Consider the following 16,100-nt stretch of genomic DNA (forward strand, 5'->3'; position numbering starts at 1 on the left):
AACACGGAACGACCGCATTTATCGCTGAAAATGCAAACGCCCGATGTGGTGCATCGGGCGTCTATCGCCGGTTAACCCCGGCACTTTTCAACCGTTCTGAGTGTCAACGCAATTCAGGACGGGTCACCCACATCCCTTTCGGGACGAGGGCTTATTGGCCTGATGCCTGTTCAAACGGCAAGGTCACGTCGCGCAGGTCACGGCGGGTCTCCACCAGTACCAGCGGCCGGTCATCCATGGCCACCAGCGGCGGGCGCTCACGTGGCACATGCGCTGGTTCAGGCTGCGCAGCGATGGCAGCTTGCGCAGCCGCCACCTTGTCGGCGTCAGAGAGCACCCAGCTCAAACCACTGCTTTGAGCCAGCTGAGCCAGCTCGTCGACAGGCAAGTGGTAAGCCTGCACCTTGGGCATGCCGCTGGTGGCCACGGTTTGAGCAGCCGGTGCGGTCGCCTGGCGGGCTGGCGCAGCGGTGGCTTCGGCCGCAGCGGCTGGCGCAGCGGCAGGCACAGCTTGTGGCGTGGCCACGGCTGTGACTGGCAACGCCGCAGCAACGACCACCTCGCCAACCGGTAGTGCTGGTGCTGGTGCTGGTGCTGGTGCTGGTGCTGGTGCTGGTGCTGGTGCTGGTGCTGGTGCTGGTGCTGGTGCTGGTGCTGGTGCTGGTGCTGGTGCTGGTGCAGCAGGCTGGGGTGTCGCCACCGTGTCAGCGACCACGGGCGACGCCGCTGGCGCAGGCGCACTGTTGGCTGGGGTGCTGAAGTACGACTTGCGTGGCGCCACCTCAGCGTCAGTGTCCGACGCTGTGCCGGGCGGCAGGTCAGTCTGCGCATCGCCAGCCGGGCGCTCGGTGCGCTCGCCACGGGGTTTGCGCTCGCGGCCATAACGATCGCGTGAACGCTTCTCGCGAGGCGCAGCGTCGTTGCTGTCGCCCGCTTCGCCTGCGGGTTGTTCGCCTTCGGTCGCCGCGCCGACGTTCACGGCTGGGTTGGTTGGGGTGGCGTTGTTGGCAGCCGCTGGCTCGGCGCCTTCCAGCGGACGGCCTTCGGCGTCCAAGCGGGGGCCACGCGGACGGCGTTCGCCACGTGGCGCGCGGCCACCGCGTTCGGGGCGCTGCTCGTTGCGGGGAGCGTCGTTGCCGTTGGCTGGCAGTTGCACGTCGCCTTCCAGTGGGCTTGTCTCGGCGGTCACCGGGTTGGCCTGGCTGTCGGAACGCTCGCGTGGTCCGCGGTCTGCGCGCTCGCCACGGTCAGGGCGTTCGCCGCGTTCGGGGCGATTGCCGCCACGTTCGTTACGGTTGCCACGGGTGTCTGCGCGACCCTCGGTGCGGCCTTCAGGTCGCCCGTCACGGCCATTGCGACCTTCACCACGCGGACCTCGGGCACCTTCGGGGCGATCACCGCGGGGTTCGTTGCGGCGGCTGCCGTCGCGGCCTGCGGGGCGTGCGCCCGGCTGGGCAGCACGCGGCTCGGCGACCGGTGTGACCACGGGCGCAGGCGCTTTGGCGGCGGGTGCCGCGACAGGTGCCGGGGCAAACAGGTTTTTCAGCCAGCCAAAGAAGCCTTGTTCAATCACCACCGGTGCGGCGACCGGCGCCTTGGGCTGCTGAGGCGCCACAGGTGTATGCGGCACTTGGGCCACTGGCTCGGGTTTTGGTGGAACGATCGGTGCAGGCGCGTCGGGCAACACGCCTTTGATGACCGGCGTTTGCCGGTTGGTGGGCTCTTGTGCGCGGCGCGTCACGGCAATGACGTCCTCGGCTTCCTCGGCCATTTTGTAGCTGGCGGTGATGTTGTCGAGCCGAGGGTCGTCGTGCTTCAGGCGCTCGAGCTTGTAGTTGGGCGTTTCCAGCGATTTGTTGGGCACCATCAGCACGTTGATGCGCTGCTTGAGTTCGATCTTGGCGATTTCGGTACGTTTTTCGTTCAGCAGGAAAGAGGCCACTTCCACCGGCACCTGGCACAGCACCGAGGCGGTGTTGTCCTTCAAGGATTCTTCCTGGATGATGCGCAAAATTTGCAGCGCGCTGGACTCGGTGTCGCGGATGTGACCGGAGCCACCGCAGCGTGGGCAGGGGATGGAGGCGCCTTCGCTGAGGGCCGGGCGCAGGCGCTGGCGGCTCATTTCCATCAGGCCGAATTTGCTGATCGAGGCAAACTGCACCCGGGCGCGGTCTTGCCGCAGCGCATCGCGCAGGCGGTTTTCCACTTCGCGGCGGTTGCGGCTTTCTTCCATGTCGATGAAGTCGATCACGATCAGGCCGCCCAAGTCACGCAGACGGGCCTGGCGTGCCACTTCGTCTGCGGCTTCCAGGTTGGTGCGGGTGGCGGTTTCTTCGATGTCACCACCCTTGATGGCACGGGCCGAGTTGACGTCCACCGACACCAGCGCTTCGGTGTGGTCGATCACGATGGCGCCACCAGACGGTAGCGTCACGGTGCGGGCGTAAGCGGTTTCGATCTGGTGCTCGATCTGGAAGCGGCTGAACAGCGGGGCGTCGTCGCGGTAACGTTTGACGCGGGCAGCGTGTTCGGGCATCACATGCGCCATGAACTGCTGCGCCTGGTCGTACACGTCGTCGGTGTCGATCAGGATGTCGCCAATGTCATTGTTGAAGTAGTCGCGGATGGCGCGAATCACCAAAGACGATTCCTGGTAGATCAGGAACGCACCCTTGCCACCCTTGGCGGCGCCGTCAATGGCGGTCCAGAGTTTCAGCAGGTAATTCAAATCCCACTGCAGTTCAGGCGCGCTGCGGCCAATGCCGGCGGTGCGGGCGATGATGCTCATGCCGTTGGGGTATTCGAGCTGGTCCAGCGCTTCTTTGAGTTCGGCGCGGTCTTCACCCTCAATGCGGCGGCTCACACCACCACCACGCGGGTTGTTGGGCATCAACACCACATAACGACCGGCCAGCGACACAAAGGTGGTCAATGCCGCGCCCTTGTTGCCACGTTCTTCTTTTTCGACCTGGATCAGCAGTTCCTGGCCTTCACGGATCACATCCTGGATGCGTGCCTGGCTGACCGACACATTTTGCTGGAAGTAGGATTTGGAGATTTCCTTGAACGGCAAAAAGCCGTGGCGTTCTTCGCCGTAGTCGACAAAGCAGGCTTCCAGAGAAGGCTCGACGCGGGTGACGACGGCCTTGTAAATGTTGCCCTTGCGCTGTTCGCGCCCTTCAATTTCGATTTCGTAGTCGAGCAGTTTCTGCCCGTCCACCACCGCCAGGCGGCGTTCTTCCGCTTGGGTGGCGTTGATCAGCATCCGTTTCATGGGTCGCGTTCCTTCAATTCAAATATCAAACAACAAGCTCATGCCGAGCTTTTGATACACAAACTGACGCTTTGAAATGCGGAGGAAACTGCCGTAGACCCTCAGCTCACACAGTGAGCAGGGGGCGGTGGCGCGTGGAGGGGAGTCATCGGGTCTGTGGGGATTTTTGCTATTGATCTAATAGCTATACGCGCCGGTTTCACGGGCGCTGATGGCTGACGCGCGCCAACTGACAGCACGTGTGCGCGCTGCAGGCAAAAACACATCAGGGACATCAACACAAACATATCACTTCATTCCGCTCGCAGTCCAGGACTGCAAGTTTTGGTTATTCCGTATCAGGATTTCAAGGCATCGTTTGAACCCTTCACCTGGACTGCCACGGGCGACATGAGCTCACCTGTTTGCAGCCTGGATGTCAGGCGGTACCGACTTTTCTGGCAGTGCAGGTGGTCTGTGAACTAAACTTCACACATCCAACGAATTAACTTTCTGTTAAATCAACCACTTACAGCACATTACCAGTGAAAGTCATTATAGGGGGCAAACCCGTTTTATCAGCTCCCAAAGTGGAAACCGTTTGTGTGGACGAAGACTTGGCTGGCCAGCGGGTGGACAACTTCCTGATTCGCCACCTCAAGGGTGTCCCCAAAACCCACATTTACCGCATGATCCGCAGTGGTGAGGTGCGCGTCAACAAGGGCCGGGTTGGCGCGGACACCCGCCTGCAGGCCGGTGACCTGTTGCGTGTGCCGCCGGTCAGAATCTCTGAGCGGGTGGCTGAAAAAGAGCAGGCGATGGCCGCGCAGGTGGCGCAGGGCGCCCCAGCCCGCGACTTTCCGGTGCTGCTGGAAGACGACAGCCTGATCGCCATCAACAAACCCGCCGGCGTGGCGGTGCATGGCGGCTCGGGGGTGAGTTTTGGCGTGATCGAGCAACTGCGTATGGCGCGCCCTGGCGCCAAATTCCTCGAATTGGTGCACCGGCTGGACCGCGAAACCAGCGGCATTTTGCTGGTCGCCAAAAAACGCAGCGCACTCAAAAATCTGCAGGACCAGTTTCGGAACCGTCAAACCGGCAAGACCTATCTGGCGATGGTGAAGGGCGCCTGGCCCGTCAAACTCAAGGTGCTGGACAAACCGCTGCACAAATACCTGCTGGACGGCCACGATGCCCAGGCGGGCGAACGCCGCGTCAAAGTGGTCTCGCGCGACGACCCCAACGGTATGCCCTCGGTGACCCTGGTGAAGGTGCGCGCCGCCAGCGCCGACTACTCACTGCTGGAAGTCACCATCAAGACCGGTCGCACGCACCAGATCCGGGTGCATCTGGCCAGCGAGGGCCACCCGATTCTGGGCGACGACAAATATGGCGACTTTGAACTCAACAAGGCGCTGGCCCGGGCCAACACACAACCCGGCCTCAAACGTATGTTCCTGCACGCCTGGCGGCTGCAGTTTCAACACCCCGCAACTGGCGAACCGCTGGCCTTGCTGGCCGATCTGGCGCCTGAACTGGCCCGGTTTTGCGCTGCCGCCCTGCCGCCACCACCTCAACCAGACACCTTATGACACCACGCCGTTTTGACCTGATTGCCTTTGACTGGGATGGCACCCTGTTTGACTCCACCGCCATCATTGCCCGCTGCATTCAGGCGGCGGTGCGCGATGTGGGCGGCCAAGAGCCGACGTTGGAGGCAGCCTCCTACGTGATCGGTATGGGGCTGATGCAGGCGCTGGCGCACGCCGCGCCGGATGTGCCCCAAGAGCTGTACCCGACGCTGGGTGACCGCTACCGCCACCACTACTTTGCCAACCAGCATGACATCAGCCTCTTTGACGGCGTGTTGCCCTTGCTGGATGCGTTGAAAGCGCGTGGCTACTTGTTGGCGGTCGCCACCGGCAAAAGCCGACGTGGGCTGGACGAGGCGTTGGCCACCTCGGCGCTGGCCGGTGTGTTTGACGCCTCGCGCACTGCCGACCAGACCGCTGGCAAGCCCGACCCGCTGATGCTGCGTGAACTGATGGCGGAGTTTGATGTGGCGCCTGAGCGCACCCTGATGATTGGCGACACCACCCACGACCTGCAAATGGCGCTCAACGCGGGCTGCCCCAGTGTGGGGGTCAGTTACGGTGCCCATGACCATGCGGTATTTGACGTGTTGAGACCGCTGTATGTGGCGCACAGCGTGCGCCAGCTGCATGACTGGATGCTTGTGCACGCCTGAAGCCCCATGACATTGATGCCTTTTATGACCCGCTCCGAGCTTGTTTATTTGTGTGATTCCAGCGACTTGCTGGAAAGTGGCACTGGCGTGCCGTTCGAGGTGCTCTACCTGTCCCAGTCGTGTCACGCCTTTGCGGTACGTTACGAGGGTACGGTGTACGCCTACCTGAATCGCTGCGCCCATGTGCCGATGGAGATGGATTGCCAGCCCAATCATTTTTTTGACCACACGGGCCACTGGCTGATCTGCGCCACCCACGGCGCCCTGTATGCGCCACAAACCGGTCAATGCCGCCTTGGGCCGTGTCAAGGCGGCCTGGTCAAGATTGAGGTCAGCGAGGCCGCTGGACAAGTGCACTGGCATACTTCCGACCAACTACAACCCGAAAACCCCCTATGACCGATCCTGTTGAGACTGACACCGCTGGTCAAAAGCCCACGTCAGAAAATATGCCCCATCAGGCGCAAACCCCTAAGGCTAATGATCGCGCCACGGCTGACCTTGGCGCCGAGGGTGGGCCGGGTACGGGCCGCTGGGAGCGCGCCACCTTGGAAAAGCTCGCTTTTGCCACTCTGCATGAGCAGCGGCTGGCACGGCGCTGGCGGATCTTTTTCCGGTTGTCCTGGCTGGTCTTTGTGATCGTGCTGGCCTGGTTCGGGTTTCAGCAGGCCGAAGGCCAGGCCGACGTGACCAGTCCGCACACGGCGGTGGTCGAGATCAAGGGCGAAATTGCTTCCGGCACCGAAGCCAGTGCCGAACTGGTGCTCTCATCCGTGCGCACGGCGTTTGACGACGCTGGCGCGCAAGCCGTGGTGTTGCTGATCAACTCGCCCGGGGGTAGCCCGGTGCAGGCTGGCATCATCAATGACGAAATCCGTCGGCTCAAGGCGCTGCACCAGAAGCCGGTCTATGCGGTGGTGGAAGAATCGTGTGCGTCAGCGGCGTATTACATCGCCGTCTCGGCCGACAGTATTTACGTCGACAAGGCCAGCATTGTGGGCAGCATTGGCGTGCTGATGGATGGCTTTGGCTTTACCGGCTTGATGGAGAAGCTGGGTGTGGAGCGGCGCCTGATGACCGCCGGTGAGAACAAAGGCTTTTTGGACCCGTTCAGCCCGCAGACCGAGCCGCAGCGCGCCTACGCCCAGACCCTGCTCAACCAGATTCACCAGCAGTTCATCGATGCGGTCAAGGCCGGGCGCGGTGAGCGGCTGAAAGAAACCCCGGAGACCTTCAGCGGCTTGTTCTGGAGCGGCCAGCAAGCGATTGAACTGGGCCTGGCAGACGCCTTGGGCAGCGTCGACTTTGTGGCGCGCGAGGTGGTGAAAGCCGAGGAAATCATCGACTACACCCGCCGTGACAATGTCGCCGAGCGTCTTGTCAAGCGTTTTGGCGCGGCGGTGGGCGAGGCGGCCGTGCAGGCCGCCAAAACCCCGGCGGTGGTGCGCTGACCTCGCCTTGCGTTGCAACAGCGGATGGCGATGGACTTGGCATCAGCGCCCGAGAGCGAACACGGCAGGGGTGGCGTTGTCCAGCGGGCTGGTTTTTTTCTTCCAGTTTTTCACACTGTCGCTGTGCAACTGAGCTCGGGCCAAGGTGAGTCCTGAGCCAATGGCCAGGCGGGTGTTTTGCTGCAAAGTGTGCAGCAAAGACTGCAACATGGCCTGATTGCGGTAAGGCGTCTCGATGAACAACTGGGTTTGCCCGCTGCGCAGCGCCAGCGATTCCAGCTCGCGGATGCGCACAGCGCGCTCGGCCGCGTCTTGCGGCAGGTAACCGACAAACGCGAAGTTTTGCCCGTTGAGCCCACTGGCCGCCAGCGCCAGCAGCAGCGACACCGGCCCCACCAGCGGCTTGACCGTGATGCCCAACTCATGCGCGGCTCGCACCACCGACGAGCCCGGGTCGGCGATGGCGGGCATGCCCGCTTCGCTGATCAGGCCCAGGTTTTGCCCGTCCAGCGCGGGTTGCAGCAAGTGGCGGGCGTCAAAGTTGCCTTGGTGGTCGCCTTTTTTGTGCACCTCACGCGGCAATTCCGTCAGTTGCATCTCCTGGAGGCTGCAGCACAGCGGCGTCACCTCGTGGATGCGTTTGAGGTAGGCGCGGGCCGATTTGGCGTTTTCACACACCCAGTGGCGCAGCCCGGCGGCTGCCTGCAGGGTGCCCAGGGGCAGCGTGGCTTGTAAATCCGGCGTCTCGTCGCAACCAAAGTCCAGCGGCGCGGGCACCAGGTACAGGCTGCCTTTGTGGGGTGAGGCGGCATGGCTCATGCTGTGATCACCTCGATGCCAGCGGCTTCGATCAGGCGGCAGGTGCGGATCAGCGGCAGGCCGATCAGCGCGGTCGGGTCGTCGTTGTCGATGCGTTCCAGCAAGGCAATGCCCAAGCCCTCACTTTTGGCGCTGCCGGCGCAGTCATAAGGGGTTTCTGCCAGCAGGTAGGCTTCAATCTGTGCGTCGCTCAGGTCACGAAACTTCACTTTGACCTGAGCCAACTCGGTTTGGGCAAAGCCGGTCTCCAGGCAAACCACGGCCACCGCTGTCTGAAAAATCACGGTTTTGCCGCGCATGGTTTGTAATTGGTGAACGGCCCGGGCGTGGTTGCCCGGTTTGCCCAGCGCCTGACCGTCCAGGTCTGCCACCTGGTCCGAGCCAATCACCACCGCGCCTGGATGCGCCTGTGCCACCGACTGCGCCTTGGCCAGTGCCAGGCGACAGGCCAAAGTTTCTGGGGTTTCTCCGGGCAAAGGGGTCTCATCGACGTCCGAGGCGACGACGCTAAAAGGCAGACGCAAGCGCTCCAGCAGGCGGCGGCGATAAACCGACGTGGAGGCCAGGATCAGGGGGCGGTGGTGTTGTGATGACATGCCGTGATTCTCTTACACTGCTGGGCATGATCGAACACACCCACCCACCTCACCTCGACGTCAAACACGCAGCGCAGGCAAGTCTGCATCTGGACGGGCGTGAAACGCTCTCAAATTATGAGCGTTTGATGGCTGAGTCCAAAGGCCTGGCAGCTGAAAATCCCTTGCATTGGACGGCATTGACCGAACTCCGGCCCGATGCCGCCGGGGAATCCGCTGCGTGGTTGCGGCTGACGGTGGCTACCACGTTGCCGCAAACCTGTCAGCGTTGTCTGGAGCCGGTCGATGTCGCGGTGCAGCTTGAGCGCGAGTTCCGGTTTGTCGAGAGCGAAGCGGTCGCCGAGGCGCAGGACGACGACTGTGAGGAAGACTTGCTGGTCACCAGTCGCGAATTTGACTTGGCAGCGCTGATTGAAGACGAGGTGCTGCTGGCCCTGCCCCTGGTGCCGCGCCATGACACCTGCCCGGTCAACGTCAAGATGGTGGCCGTGGACGAGGATTTTGACGCCCCGGTGGAAAAGCCCAATCCGTTTGCTGTGTTGGCGCAGCTCAAAGCCAAGGATTGAGCCGACTAGCCCGGCGCTGTTGCTTGGGTTATACTCTTTAGCTTTTGCGCAAAAGAGCTGCGCGCATCCCACCAACCCAAAGCTGCCTGATTGCAGGTGGCTTACAGTATTTAGGAGCGGAACATGGCCGTCCAACAAAACAAGAAGTCACCTTCCAAACGCGGTATGCACCGTTCACACAACGCTTTGGTTGTTCCCGGAATCGCCGTGGAAGCCACCACCGGTGAAACCCACCTGCGTCACCACATCAGCCCGACCGGTTTTTACCGTGGTCGCAAGGTGCTCAAGACCAAGTCTGAAGCCTAATTCAGTCCAAACACCCAAGGCCCGGGGCTACCTAAGCGTGTAGCCTCGGGCCTTTGCTTTTGTGGCTCAATGTGGGTGGGGTGGGTTCCGTTGGTTTGTTTTGACGCTTGCTGTTTGTAGCTATTCATGATCACTATCGCTGTTGACTGCATGGGGGGCGACCACGGGCCCCGCATCACTTTGCCCGCCTGTACTCGTTTTTTGGAGCAGCACCCCGAAGCCCGGTTGATTGTGGTGGGGTTGCCGGACAGCATGAAAGGGTATGCCCATCCGCGTGCCACCGTGGTGCTGGCCCGTGAGGTGGTCACCATGGACGATCCGCTGGAAGTGGCCCTGCGCCGCAAAAAAGACTCGACCATGCGGGTGGCCATCACCCAGGTGAAAAACGGCGCGGCCCAGGCGGTGGTGTCGGCTGGGAACACGGGTGCCCTGATGGCGATCTCGCGCTACGTCCTGAAAACCCTGGAAGGCATCGACCGCCCGGCCATCGCCGGTCAGATTCCCAATGCAAAAGGCTTGGGCACGACAGTGCTGGACATGGGGGCCAATGTGGATTGCACGGCCGAACATCTGGTGCAGTTTGCGGTGATGGGCTCGGCGCTGGTGTCGGTGCTCAGTGGCAACGAAAACCCGACTGTGGGCTTGCTCAATATCGGCGAGGAAGCCATCAAGGGCAACGAAGTCATCAAAAAAACCGGTGAATTGTTGCGGGCGGCTTCCAAAACAGGCGATCTCAACTTCTACGGCAATGTGGAGGGCAACGATATTTTCAAGGGCACGGCCGACATCGTGGTCTGTGACGGTTTTGTGGGCAATGTGGCGCTGAAGGCCAGCGAAGGCCTGGCCGGGATGATTGTGGATTTCTTGCGCAAAGAGTTTTCACGCAACATCTTCACCAAACTGGCGGCCTTGATTGCTTACCCGGTGATATCGGCGCTTAAAAAGCGCATGGACCATCGCCGTTACAACGGTGGTGCACTGTTGGGCTTGCGCGGTCTGGTGTTCAAGAGCCATGGCTCGGCCGATGAGCTGGCGTTTGGTTTCGCGCTGGCGCGGGCGTATGATGCGGCCCGAAATGATTTGTTGGAGCGGGTTCGGGTGCGCATTGCCCATGCGGCGCCATTGCTGGCACCGGCTGAAAGCAACTTGACAAAAGAAGCCGCCGTATTGGTCTGATTTATGAACACTTACGCACGTATCACCGGCACTGGCAGCTATTTGCCACCGAACCGCCTCACCAACGCAGATCTGGTCAGCCAATTGGCGGCACAAGGCGTTGAGTCCAGCGACGAGTGGATTGTGGAGCGCACCGGCATTCGCGCCCGCCACTTTGCCGATGCCGACATGGCCTGCAGTGATTTGGCGTTGCACGCTTGCCAGCGCGCGCTGGAGGCTGCGGGCCTCCAGGCGCAGGACATTGATCTCATCATTGTGGGCACCTCGACACCTGACATGGTGTTCCCATCGACGGCGACGATCTTGCAACGCAAATTGGGCGCGCAAGGCGGCGCGGCGTTTGACGTGCAAGCCGTGTGCAGTGGCTTTATTTACGCCCTGACGGTGGCCGACGCCATGATCAAGGCGGGCTCGGCCACCAAGGCGCTGGTGGTGGGGGCAGAGATATTTTCCCGCCTTCTTGATTTCAATGACCGCACCACCTGCGTCCTGTTTGGCGACGGCGCAGGGGCTGTGGTGCTGGAGGCATCCACCGAGCCGGGCATTCTGGCCACCGACATCCACGCTGATGGCAAATACAGCGACATCTTGTGTGTGCCGGGCCATGTGTCGGGCGGGCAGGTGACGGGTTTGCCGCTGTTGCGTATGGATGGTCAGGCGGTGTTCAAGCTGGCGGTGCATGTGTTGGACGAAACCGCGCGTGCGGTGTTGGCCAAAGCGGGCAAAACGTCGGCCGACATTGATTGGCTGGTGCCGCATCAGGCCAACATCCGCATCATGCAAAGCACCGCGCGCAAGCTGAAACTGTCGCCGGACAAGGTGGTGGTTACTGTGGATCAGCATGGCAACACTTCGGCCGCATCGATTCCGTTGGCGCTCGACACCGCAGTGCGCGCAGGCCAGATCAAGCCGGGCCAGACGGTGCTGCTGGAGGGGGTTGGCGGGGGCTTCACGTGGGGCTCGGTGTTATTAAAAATGTAGTTGCTTGCCCTCATTGAAAAAGGGCTAAACGCATTTTTCCTGTTTTCTCAAAACGATTCCGTGACGCTTATGAAACCATTTGCTTTTGTATTTCCGGGCCAGGGTTCGCAGTCGGTGGGGATGTTGGACGGCTGGGGCGATCATCCGCAGGTGCTGGCCGCCGTGGCCGAGGCGTCTGACGCCTTGAACGAAGACATCGGTGCGCTGATCAAGAACGGTCCCAAGGAAGCGCTGGCGCTCACCACCAACACCCAGCCGGTGATGCTGGTGGCGGGTGTGGCGGCGTACCGCGTCTGGATGACTGAGGTGGGTGTGGCGCCCGCTGCGGTGGCCGGACATTCGCTGGGCGAGTATTCGGCGCTGGTGGCGTCGGGTGTGCTGACGCTGGCGCAAGCGGCACCGCTGGTGCGTTTTCGCGCCGCAGCCATGCAGGAAGCGGTGCCGGTGGGCATGGGCGCCATGGCCGCTATTCTGGGGATGGACGCTCTCAAAGTGATCGCGATCTGCGCTGAAGTGACGGAGACTTTTGGTGAAAATTCTGCTGAAGTGGTGGAAGCCGTCAATTTCAACGACCCCGGTCAGACGGTGATTGCGGGCTCCAAGGCGGCGGTCGAGCAGGCGTGTGTGGCACTCAAGGCCCAGGGCGCCAAGCGCGCCTTGCCGCTGCCGGTGTCGGCACCGTTCCACTCCAGCCTGATGAAACCCGCCGCGGTCAAACTCAAGGATCAGCTCGACGCCACCGAATTTGCCGTGCCGCAAATCCCGGTGATCAACAACATCGACGTGTCGGTGGAGCAAGATCCGGTGCGCATCCGCGACGCGCTGGTGCGCCAGGCTTTCGGCCCGGTGCGCTGGGTGGAATGTGTGCAGGCGCTGCAGGCGCGTGGCCTGTCGACGCTGGTGGAATGCGGCCCGGGCAAAGTCCTGGCGGGCATGACCAAACGCATCGCCGCCGACATGCAAGGGCTGGCGCTGTTTGATGCGGCCAGCCTGGCTGAGGTCAAAACAAGTCTTCTGGAAGCGTGAACTCATGAGTGAATTGACATTTGCGGGCCAAGTGGCCCTGGTGACCGGCGCCTCGCGCGGCATTGGTGCGGCAATCGCGTTGCAACTGGCGCAGCAAGGCCTCAAGGTGATTGGCACCGCCACCACCGACGACGGCGCCGCCAAGATCAGTGAGGCGCTGGCGGCTTTTGAGGGCTGTAGCGGCCAAACGCTCAACGTCAACGACGCCCCAGGCGTGGATGCGTTGATTGATGCCATCGTCAAGGAACATGGCGGCCTGCAGATTCTGGTCAACAACGCCGGGATCACCCGCGACAACCTCGCCATGCGCATGAAAGACGACGAGTGGGACGCGGTGCTGGACACCAACCTCAAAGCCGTCTTCCGCATGAGCCGCGCCGTGATGCGCACCATGATGAAGCAGCGTTATGGCCGCATCATCAGCATCACCTCGGTGGTCGGCGCGTCCGGCAACCCCGGTCAGGCCAACTACGCTGCGGCCAAGGCGGGCGTGGCAGGCATGACACGGGCGCTGGCACGTGAACTGGGCTCGCGCAACATCACGGTCAACTGCATCGCCCCCGGCTTCATCGAAACCGACATGACCGCCAGCCTGCCTGCGGAGCAGCACAAGGCGCTGCTGGGGCAGATTCCGCTGGGTCACCTGGGCAAGCCCGCTGACATCGCGCATGCGGTGGCTTATCTGGCCTCGCCGCAGGCGTCTTATGTGACGGGGCAGGAGTTACATGTCAACGGTGGCATGTTCATGGTGTGATCGGTGTTTAAATCAGCGTAATCCAGCCGCAATGTCCGTCCGGCTAAAATGACGGATCTTTTCACAACCCTTTGAGGGAACTCATGAGCGATATTGAAGCACGCGTTAAAAAAATCATTGCCGAACAACTCGGTGTGGAAGAGTCACAAGTCACCAACGAAAAAGCTTTCGTGGCTGATCTGGGTGCCGATTCCCTCGACACGGTTGAATTGGTGATGGCACTCGAAGATGAGTTCGGCATTGAAATTCCCGACGAAGATGCTGAAAAAATCACCACGGTGCAAAACGCGATCGACTACGCGATGACGCACAAGAAGGCGTAATGTCGCGATCAGGCAGCGCTGTTTGGCGCTGCCACCGCCGCCGGGGTCTGAGCGCTGCTGCCCAAACACCTCGGTCGCCACAAGTTTCATAGCCTGATGCCTGCACAAGGCATCGGGCTTTTTACAGACGAACCACTGACTGCTAAATCCATATGTCCCGTCGTCGCGTCGTTGTTACCGGTTTAGGTTGTATCAGTCCCGTGGGAAACACGGTTGACACCGCTTGGGCCAACCTGCTGGCCGGTCAGTCGGGCATTGGCCTGATCACCAAATTCGACCCTGCCACCTTCAGCGCCAAAATCGCGGGTGAGGTCAAGGGGTTTGATGTTGAGGCCTATATGAGCGCGAAAGAAGCGCGCACCATGGACAGTTTCATCCACTACGGCATCGCTGCGGCCGCGCAGGCTGTGGCCGACTCAGGCCTGCCGACCGGCGACGCCCTGAGCGAGGAATTGGCTACCCGCATCGGCTGCGTGATTGGTTCCGGCATCGGCGGTTTGCCGATGATCGAGAGCATGCATGCCGAGTACATGCAGCGTGGCGCGCGGCGTATCTCGCCGTTTTTTGTGCCGTCCACCATCGTCAACATGATTGCCGGGCACGTGTCGATCCGCTGCGGCTTCAAGGGCCCGAACCTGGCCATCGTCACCGCCTGCACCACCGGCCTGCACTGCATTGGCCAGGCCGGTCGCATGATCGAATACGGTGACGCCGATGTGGTGGTGGCCGGGGGGGCTGAGGCCTCTATTTCCCCGCTGGGCTTAGGTGGCTTTGCCTCCATGCGCGCGCTGAGCACCCGCAACGATGACCCAACCACCGCTTCGCGCCCTTGGGACCGCGATCGCGACGGGTTTGTGCTGGGCGAAGGTGCGGGCGTGATGGTGCTGGAAGAGTACGAACACGCCAAAGCCCGTGGCGCCAAGATTTACGCCGAACTGGCAGGTTTTGGCATGAGTGCGGACGCCGGCCACATGACCGCGCCCAACATGGATGGCCCGCGCCGCGCCATGGTCAGCGCCATGCAAAACGCAGGTGTGAACGCTGACCAAATTGACTACGTCAACGCCCATGGCACGTCCACCCCACTGGGTGACACCAACGAATCCAACGCCATCAAGGCGGCGCTGGGTGATCACGCCTACAAGACCGTGGTGAATTCAACCAAGTCCATGACCGGCCATTTGCTCGGTGGTGCAGGGGGTCTGGAATCGGTGGTGACGGTGCTGGCGCTGTACCACCAGAAGAGCCCGCCCACCATGAACATCTTCAACCAGGACCCCGATTGCGACCTGGATTACTGCGCCAACGCGGCGCGTGACATGAAGATCGACGTGGCCATCAAGAACAACTTTGGCTTTGGTGGTACCAACGGCTCACTGGTTTTCAAGCGGGCACCTTGACCGCGTCTGATCGCGGGTCTCGACCCCTTTCAGTCCATTTTTGGCATGCACAGCGCCCCAGCGGTCACTTACCCGGTGGGGCGTTGCCGTTTTCACGCGGGTCTGCTGGCCGGGCTGCTGGTGCTGGGTGCTGGCGTGCTGGTCGCCTGGGTACAGCATGACGATGCCATCGCGATGCGCCATGCCGCAGCGGGGTTGTTGTGGCTGGTCTGTGCCTTGGCGGCAGTGCGTCTCTGGTGGCGTTTTCCTACCGGCTCGTTGACTTGGGATGGCCAGTTGTGGATCTGGGCGGGTGAGGGTGGTGAACCGTATCCGGTGGCCCTCAGCATGACGCTGGACAGTCAAACGGCGCTGTTGTTGCGCCTGCAGGCCGACGGTGCACCCAGTCTGTGGGTGTGGCTGGAGCAGCGCCGGGCGCCGGGGCGTTGGTTGCCCTGTCGGCGTGCCGTGTTTGGCCCCAAGCCGCCCGCAACAGTCACCGACCCCGGCTGGGTGGCGCCATGACCGACCCGACGCCGCCGTCAGAACCGCTCGGACCCGCTGACCCCAACAGCGACGCCATGCTGGTCCAGCGCACCGTGGCGGGGGATCAGCGGGCGTTTGAGTTGCTGGTGATCAAATACCAGCGCCGGGTCGAACGCCTGATCAGCCGCATGGTGCGCGACGTGGACCTGGTGGAAGACATTGCCCAGGAAACCTTCATCAATGCTTACCGGGCGCTGCACCAGTTCCGCGGTGACGCGCAGTTTTACACCTGGCTGTACCGCATCGCGGTCAACACCGCCAAAAAATTCCTGCTGGAACTCAAACGGGACCGCACGGTGTCCGACAGTGCCCTCGCATCCAAAGACGATGACGATGAAACTTTTCGTTCCAAGAACGAACCAAGCACGGACGAAACCCCCGAGTCGGTGCTGGCCGCCAAGGAAATCGGTCAGGCCGTGGGCGAGGTGTTGGCGGGGTTGCCCGACGATTTGCGGCAGGCGATCACGTTGCGCGAGATGGAAGGGATGACCTACGAGGACATTGCGCAGTTGATGGCGTGCCCGATTGGGACCGTGCGTTCACGGATTTTCCGGGCGCGCGAGGCCATCTCGGCCAAGGTTCGGCCGATGCTGGAGCGCCAGACCGGCAAACGCTGGTGAGGCATGGGTGGATGGTGTGGTTTGGATGGTTTGAACATTACAAGGGCAAGTCGAGT

Annotated in this window: 17 protein-coding genes; 14 read left to right on the plus strand and 3 right to left on the minus strand. The window is 61.8% G+C overall.

Going from position 1 to position 16,100, the window contains the following annotated elements:
- Positions 1–151 precede the first annotated feature (151 nt).
- Positions 152–3,274, minus strand: a complete 3,123-nt coding sequence (locus LHU53_RS07025; RefSeq protein WP_227331671.1) for an Rne/Rng family ribonuclease — start codon at positions 3,272–3,274, stop codon at positions 152–154.
- A 524-nt stretch (positions 3,275–3,798) separates the two neighbouring features.
- Here LHU53_RS07025 and LHU53_RS07030 point away from each other — a divergent pair.
- From LHU53_RS07030 to LHU53_RS07045, 4 genes are read left to right on the plus strand one after another with little or no spacing between them, the layout of a single operon-like run.
- The gene (locus LHU53_RS07030) at positions 3,799–4,845 is read left to right on the plus strand and encodes an RluA family pseudouridine synthase (RefSeq protein WP_370632235.1); all 1,047 of its coding nucleotides are present in this window, start codon (positions 3,799–3,801) and stop codon (positions 4,843–4,845) included.
- A complete protein-coding gene (locus LHU53_RS07035) occupies positions 4,842–5,501 on the plus strand; it encodes an HAD family hydrolase (RefSeq protein ID WP_227331675.1) in 660 nt (219 codons plus the stop codon). Before LHU53_RS07030 ends, LHU53_RS07035 begins: the two co-directional genes overlap by 4 nt.
- 15 nt (positions 5,502–5,516) lie before the next feature.
- Positions 5,517–5,900, plus strand: a complete 384-nt coding sequence (locus LHU53_RS07040; RefSeq protein WP_370632236.1) for a Rieske (2Fe-2S) protein — start codon at positions 5,517–5,519, stop codon at positions 5,898–5,900.
- Entirely contained in the window at positions 5,897–6,952 is a 1,056-nt protein-coding gene (locus LHU53_RS07045) for a S49 family peptidase (protein WP_227331678.1), read from the plus strand. Before LHU53_RS07040 ends, LHU53_RS07045 begins: the two co-directional genes overlap by 4 nt.
- 42 nt (positions 6,953–6,994) lie before the next feature.
- Here the strand turns inward: LHU53_RS07045 and LHU53_RS07050 are convergent, their stop codons facing one another.
- Complete coding sequence (locus LHU53_RS07050; RefSeq protein ID WP_227331680.1) at positions 6,995–7,771, minus strand: SAM-dependent methyltransferase; 777 nt, start codon at positions 7,769–7,771, stop codon at positions 6,995–6,997.
- Positions 7,768–8,367, minus strand: a complete 600-nt coding sequence (locus LHU53_RS07055; RefSeq protein ID WP_227331682.1) for a Maf family nucleotide pyrophosphatase — start codon at positions 8,365–8,367, stop codon at positions 7,768–7,770. Before LHU53_RS07055 ends, LHU53_RS07050 begins: the two co-directional genes overlap by 4 nt.
- A 128-nt stretch (positions 8,368–8,495) precedes the next feature.
- Between LHU53_RS07055 and LHU53_RS07060 the strand changes: the two genes are divergently transcribed.
- The 10 genes from LHU53_RS07060 (at position 8,496) to rpoE (ending at position 16,044) form a co-directional block, all read left to right on the plus strand.
- Entirely contained in the window at positions 8,496–8,933 is a 438-nt protein-coding gene (locus tag LHU53_RS07060) for a DUF177 domain-containing protein (protein ID WP_370632237.1), read from the plus strand.
- Positions 8,934–9,056: 123 nt separating this feature from the next.
- Positions 9,057–9,239 carry a 50S ribosomal protein L32 gene (rpmF, locus tag LHU53_RS07065; protein ID WP_223904681.1) on the plus strand — a complete coding sequence of 61 codons (183 nt, stop codon included), beginning with the start codon at positions 9,057–9,059 and terminating at the stop codon, positions 9,237–9,239.
- Positions 9,240–9,365: 126 nt separating this feature from the next.
- Positions 9,366–10,415, plus strand: a complete 1,050-nt coding sequence (gene plsX, locus LHU53_RS07070) for a phosphate acyltransferase PlsX (RefSeq protein WP_227331686.1) — start codon at positions 9,366–9,368, stop codon at positions 10,413–10,415.
- Positions 10,416–10,418: 3 nt separating this feature from the next.
- On the plus strand, positions 10,419–11,396 hold the full coding sequence (locus LHU53_RS07075) for a beta-ketoacyl-ACP synthase III (protein WP_227331687.1): 978 nt from the start codon (positions 10,419–10,421) through the stop codon (positions 11,394–11,396).
- Between the two features lie 69 nt (positions 11,397–11,465).
- On the plus strand, positions 11,466–12,422 hold the full coding sequence (gene fabD / locus LHU53_RS07080; protein ID WP_227331690.1) for an ACP S-malonyltransferase: 957 nt from the start codon (positions 11,466–11,468) through the stop codon (positions 12,420–12,422).
- Positions 12,423–12,426: 4 nt separating this feature from the next.
- The gene (gene fabG / locus LHU53_RS07085; RefSeq protein ID WP_227331691.1) at positions 12,427–13,176 is read left to right on the plus strand and encodes a 3-oxoacyl-ACP reductase FabG; all 750 of its coding nucleotides are present in this window, start codon (positions 12,427–12,429) and stop codon (positions 13,174–13,176) included.
- A gap of 83 nt (positions 13,177–13,259) precedes the next feature.
- Positions 13,260–13,499, plus strand: a complete 240-nt coding sequence (gene acpP, locus LHU53_RS07090; RefSeq protein ID WP_182729115.1) for an acyl carrier protein — start codon at positions 13,260–13,262, stop codon at positions 13,497–13,499.
- 152 nt (positions 13,500–13,651) lie between these two features.
- The gene (gene fabF, locus LHU53_RS07095) at positions 13,652–14,899 is read left to right on the plus strand and encodes a beta-ketoacyl-ACP synthase II (RefSeq protein ID WP_227331693.1); all 1,248 of its coding nucleotides are present in this window, start codon (positions 13,652–13,654) and stop codon (positions 14,897–14,899) included.
- 45 nt (positions 14,900–14,944) lie between these two features.
- Positions 14,945–15,403, plus strand: a complete 459-nt coding sequence (locus LHU53_RS07100) for a hypothetical protein (protein ID WP_227331695.1) — start codon at positions 14,945–14,947, stop codon at positions 15,401–15,403.
- Complete coding sequence (rpoE, locus tag LHU53_RS07105) at positions 15,400–16,044, plus strand: RNA polymerase sigma factor RpoE (protein ID WP_227331705.1); 645 nt, start codon at positions 15,400–15,402, stop codon at positions 16,042–16,044. Before LHU53_RS07100 ends, rpoE begins: the two co-directional genes overlap by 4 nt.
- Positions 16,045–16,100: the final 56 nt, after the last annotated feature.

The organism is Rhodoferax sp. U2-2l, assembly GCF_020594515.1.
GTDB lineage: Bacteria > Pseudomonadota > Gammaproteobacteria > Burkholderiales > Burkholderiaceae_C > Rhodoferax.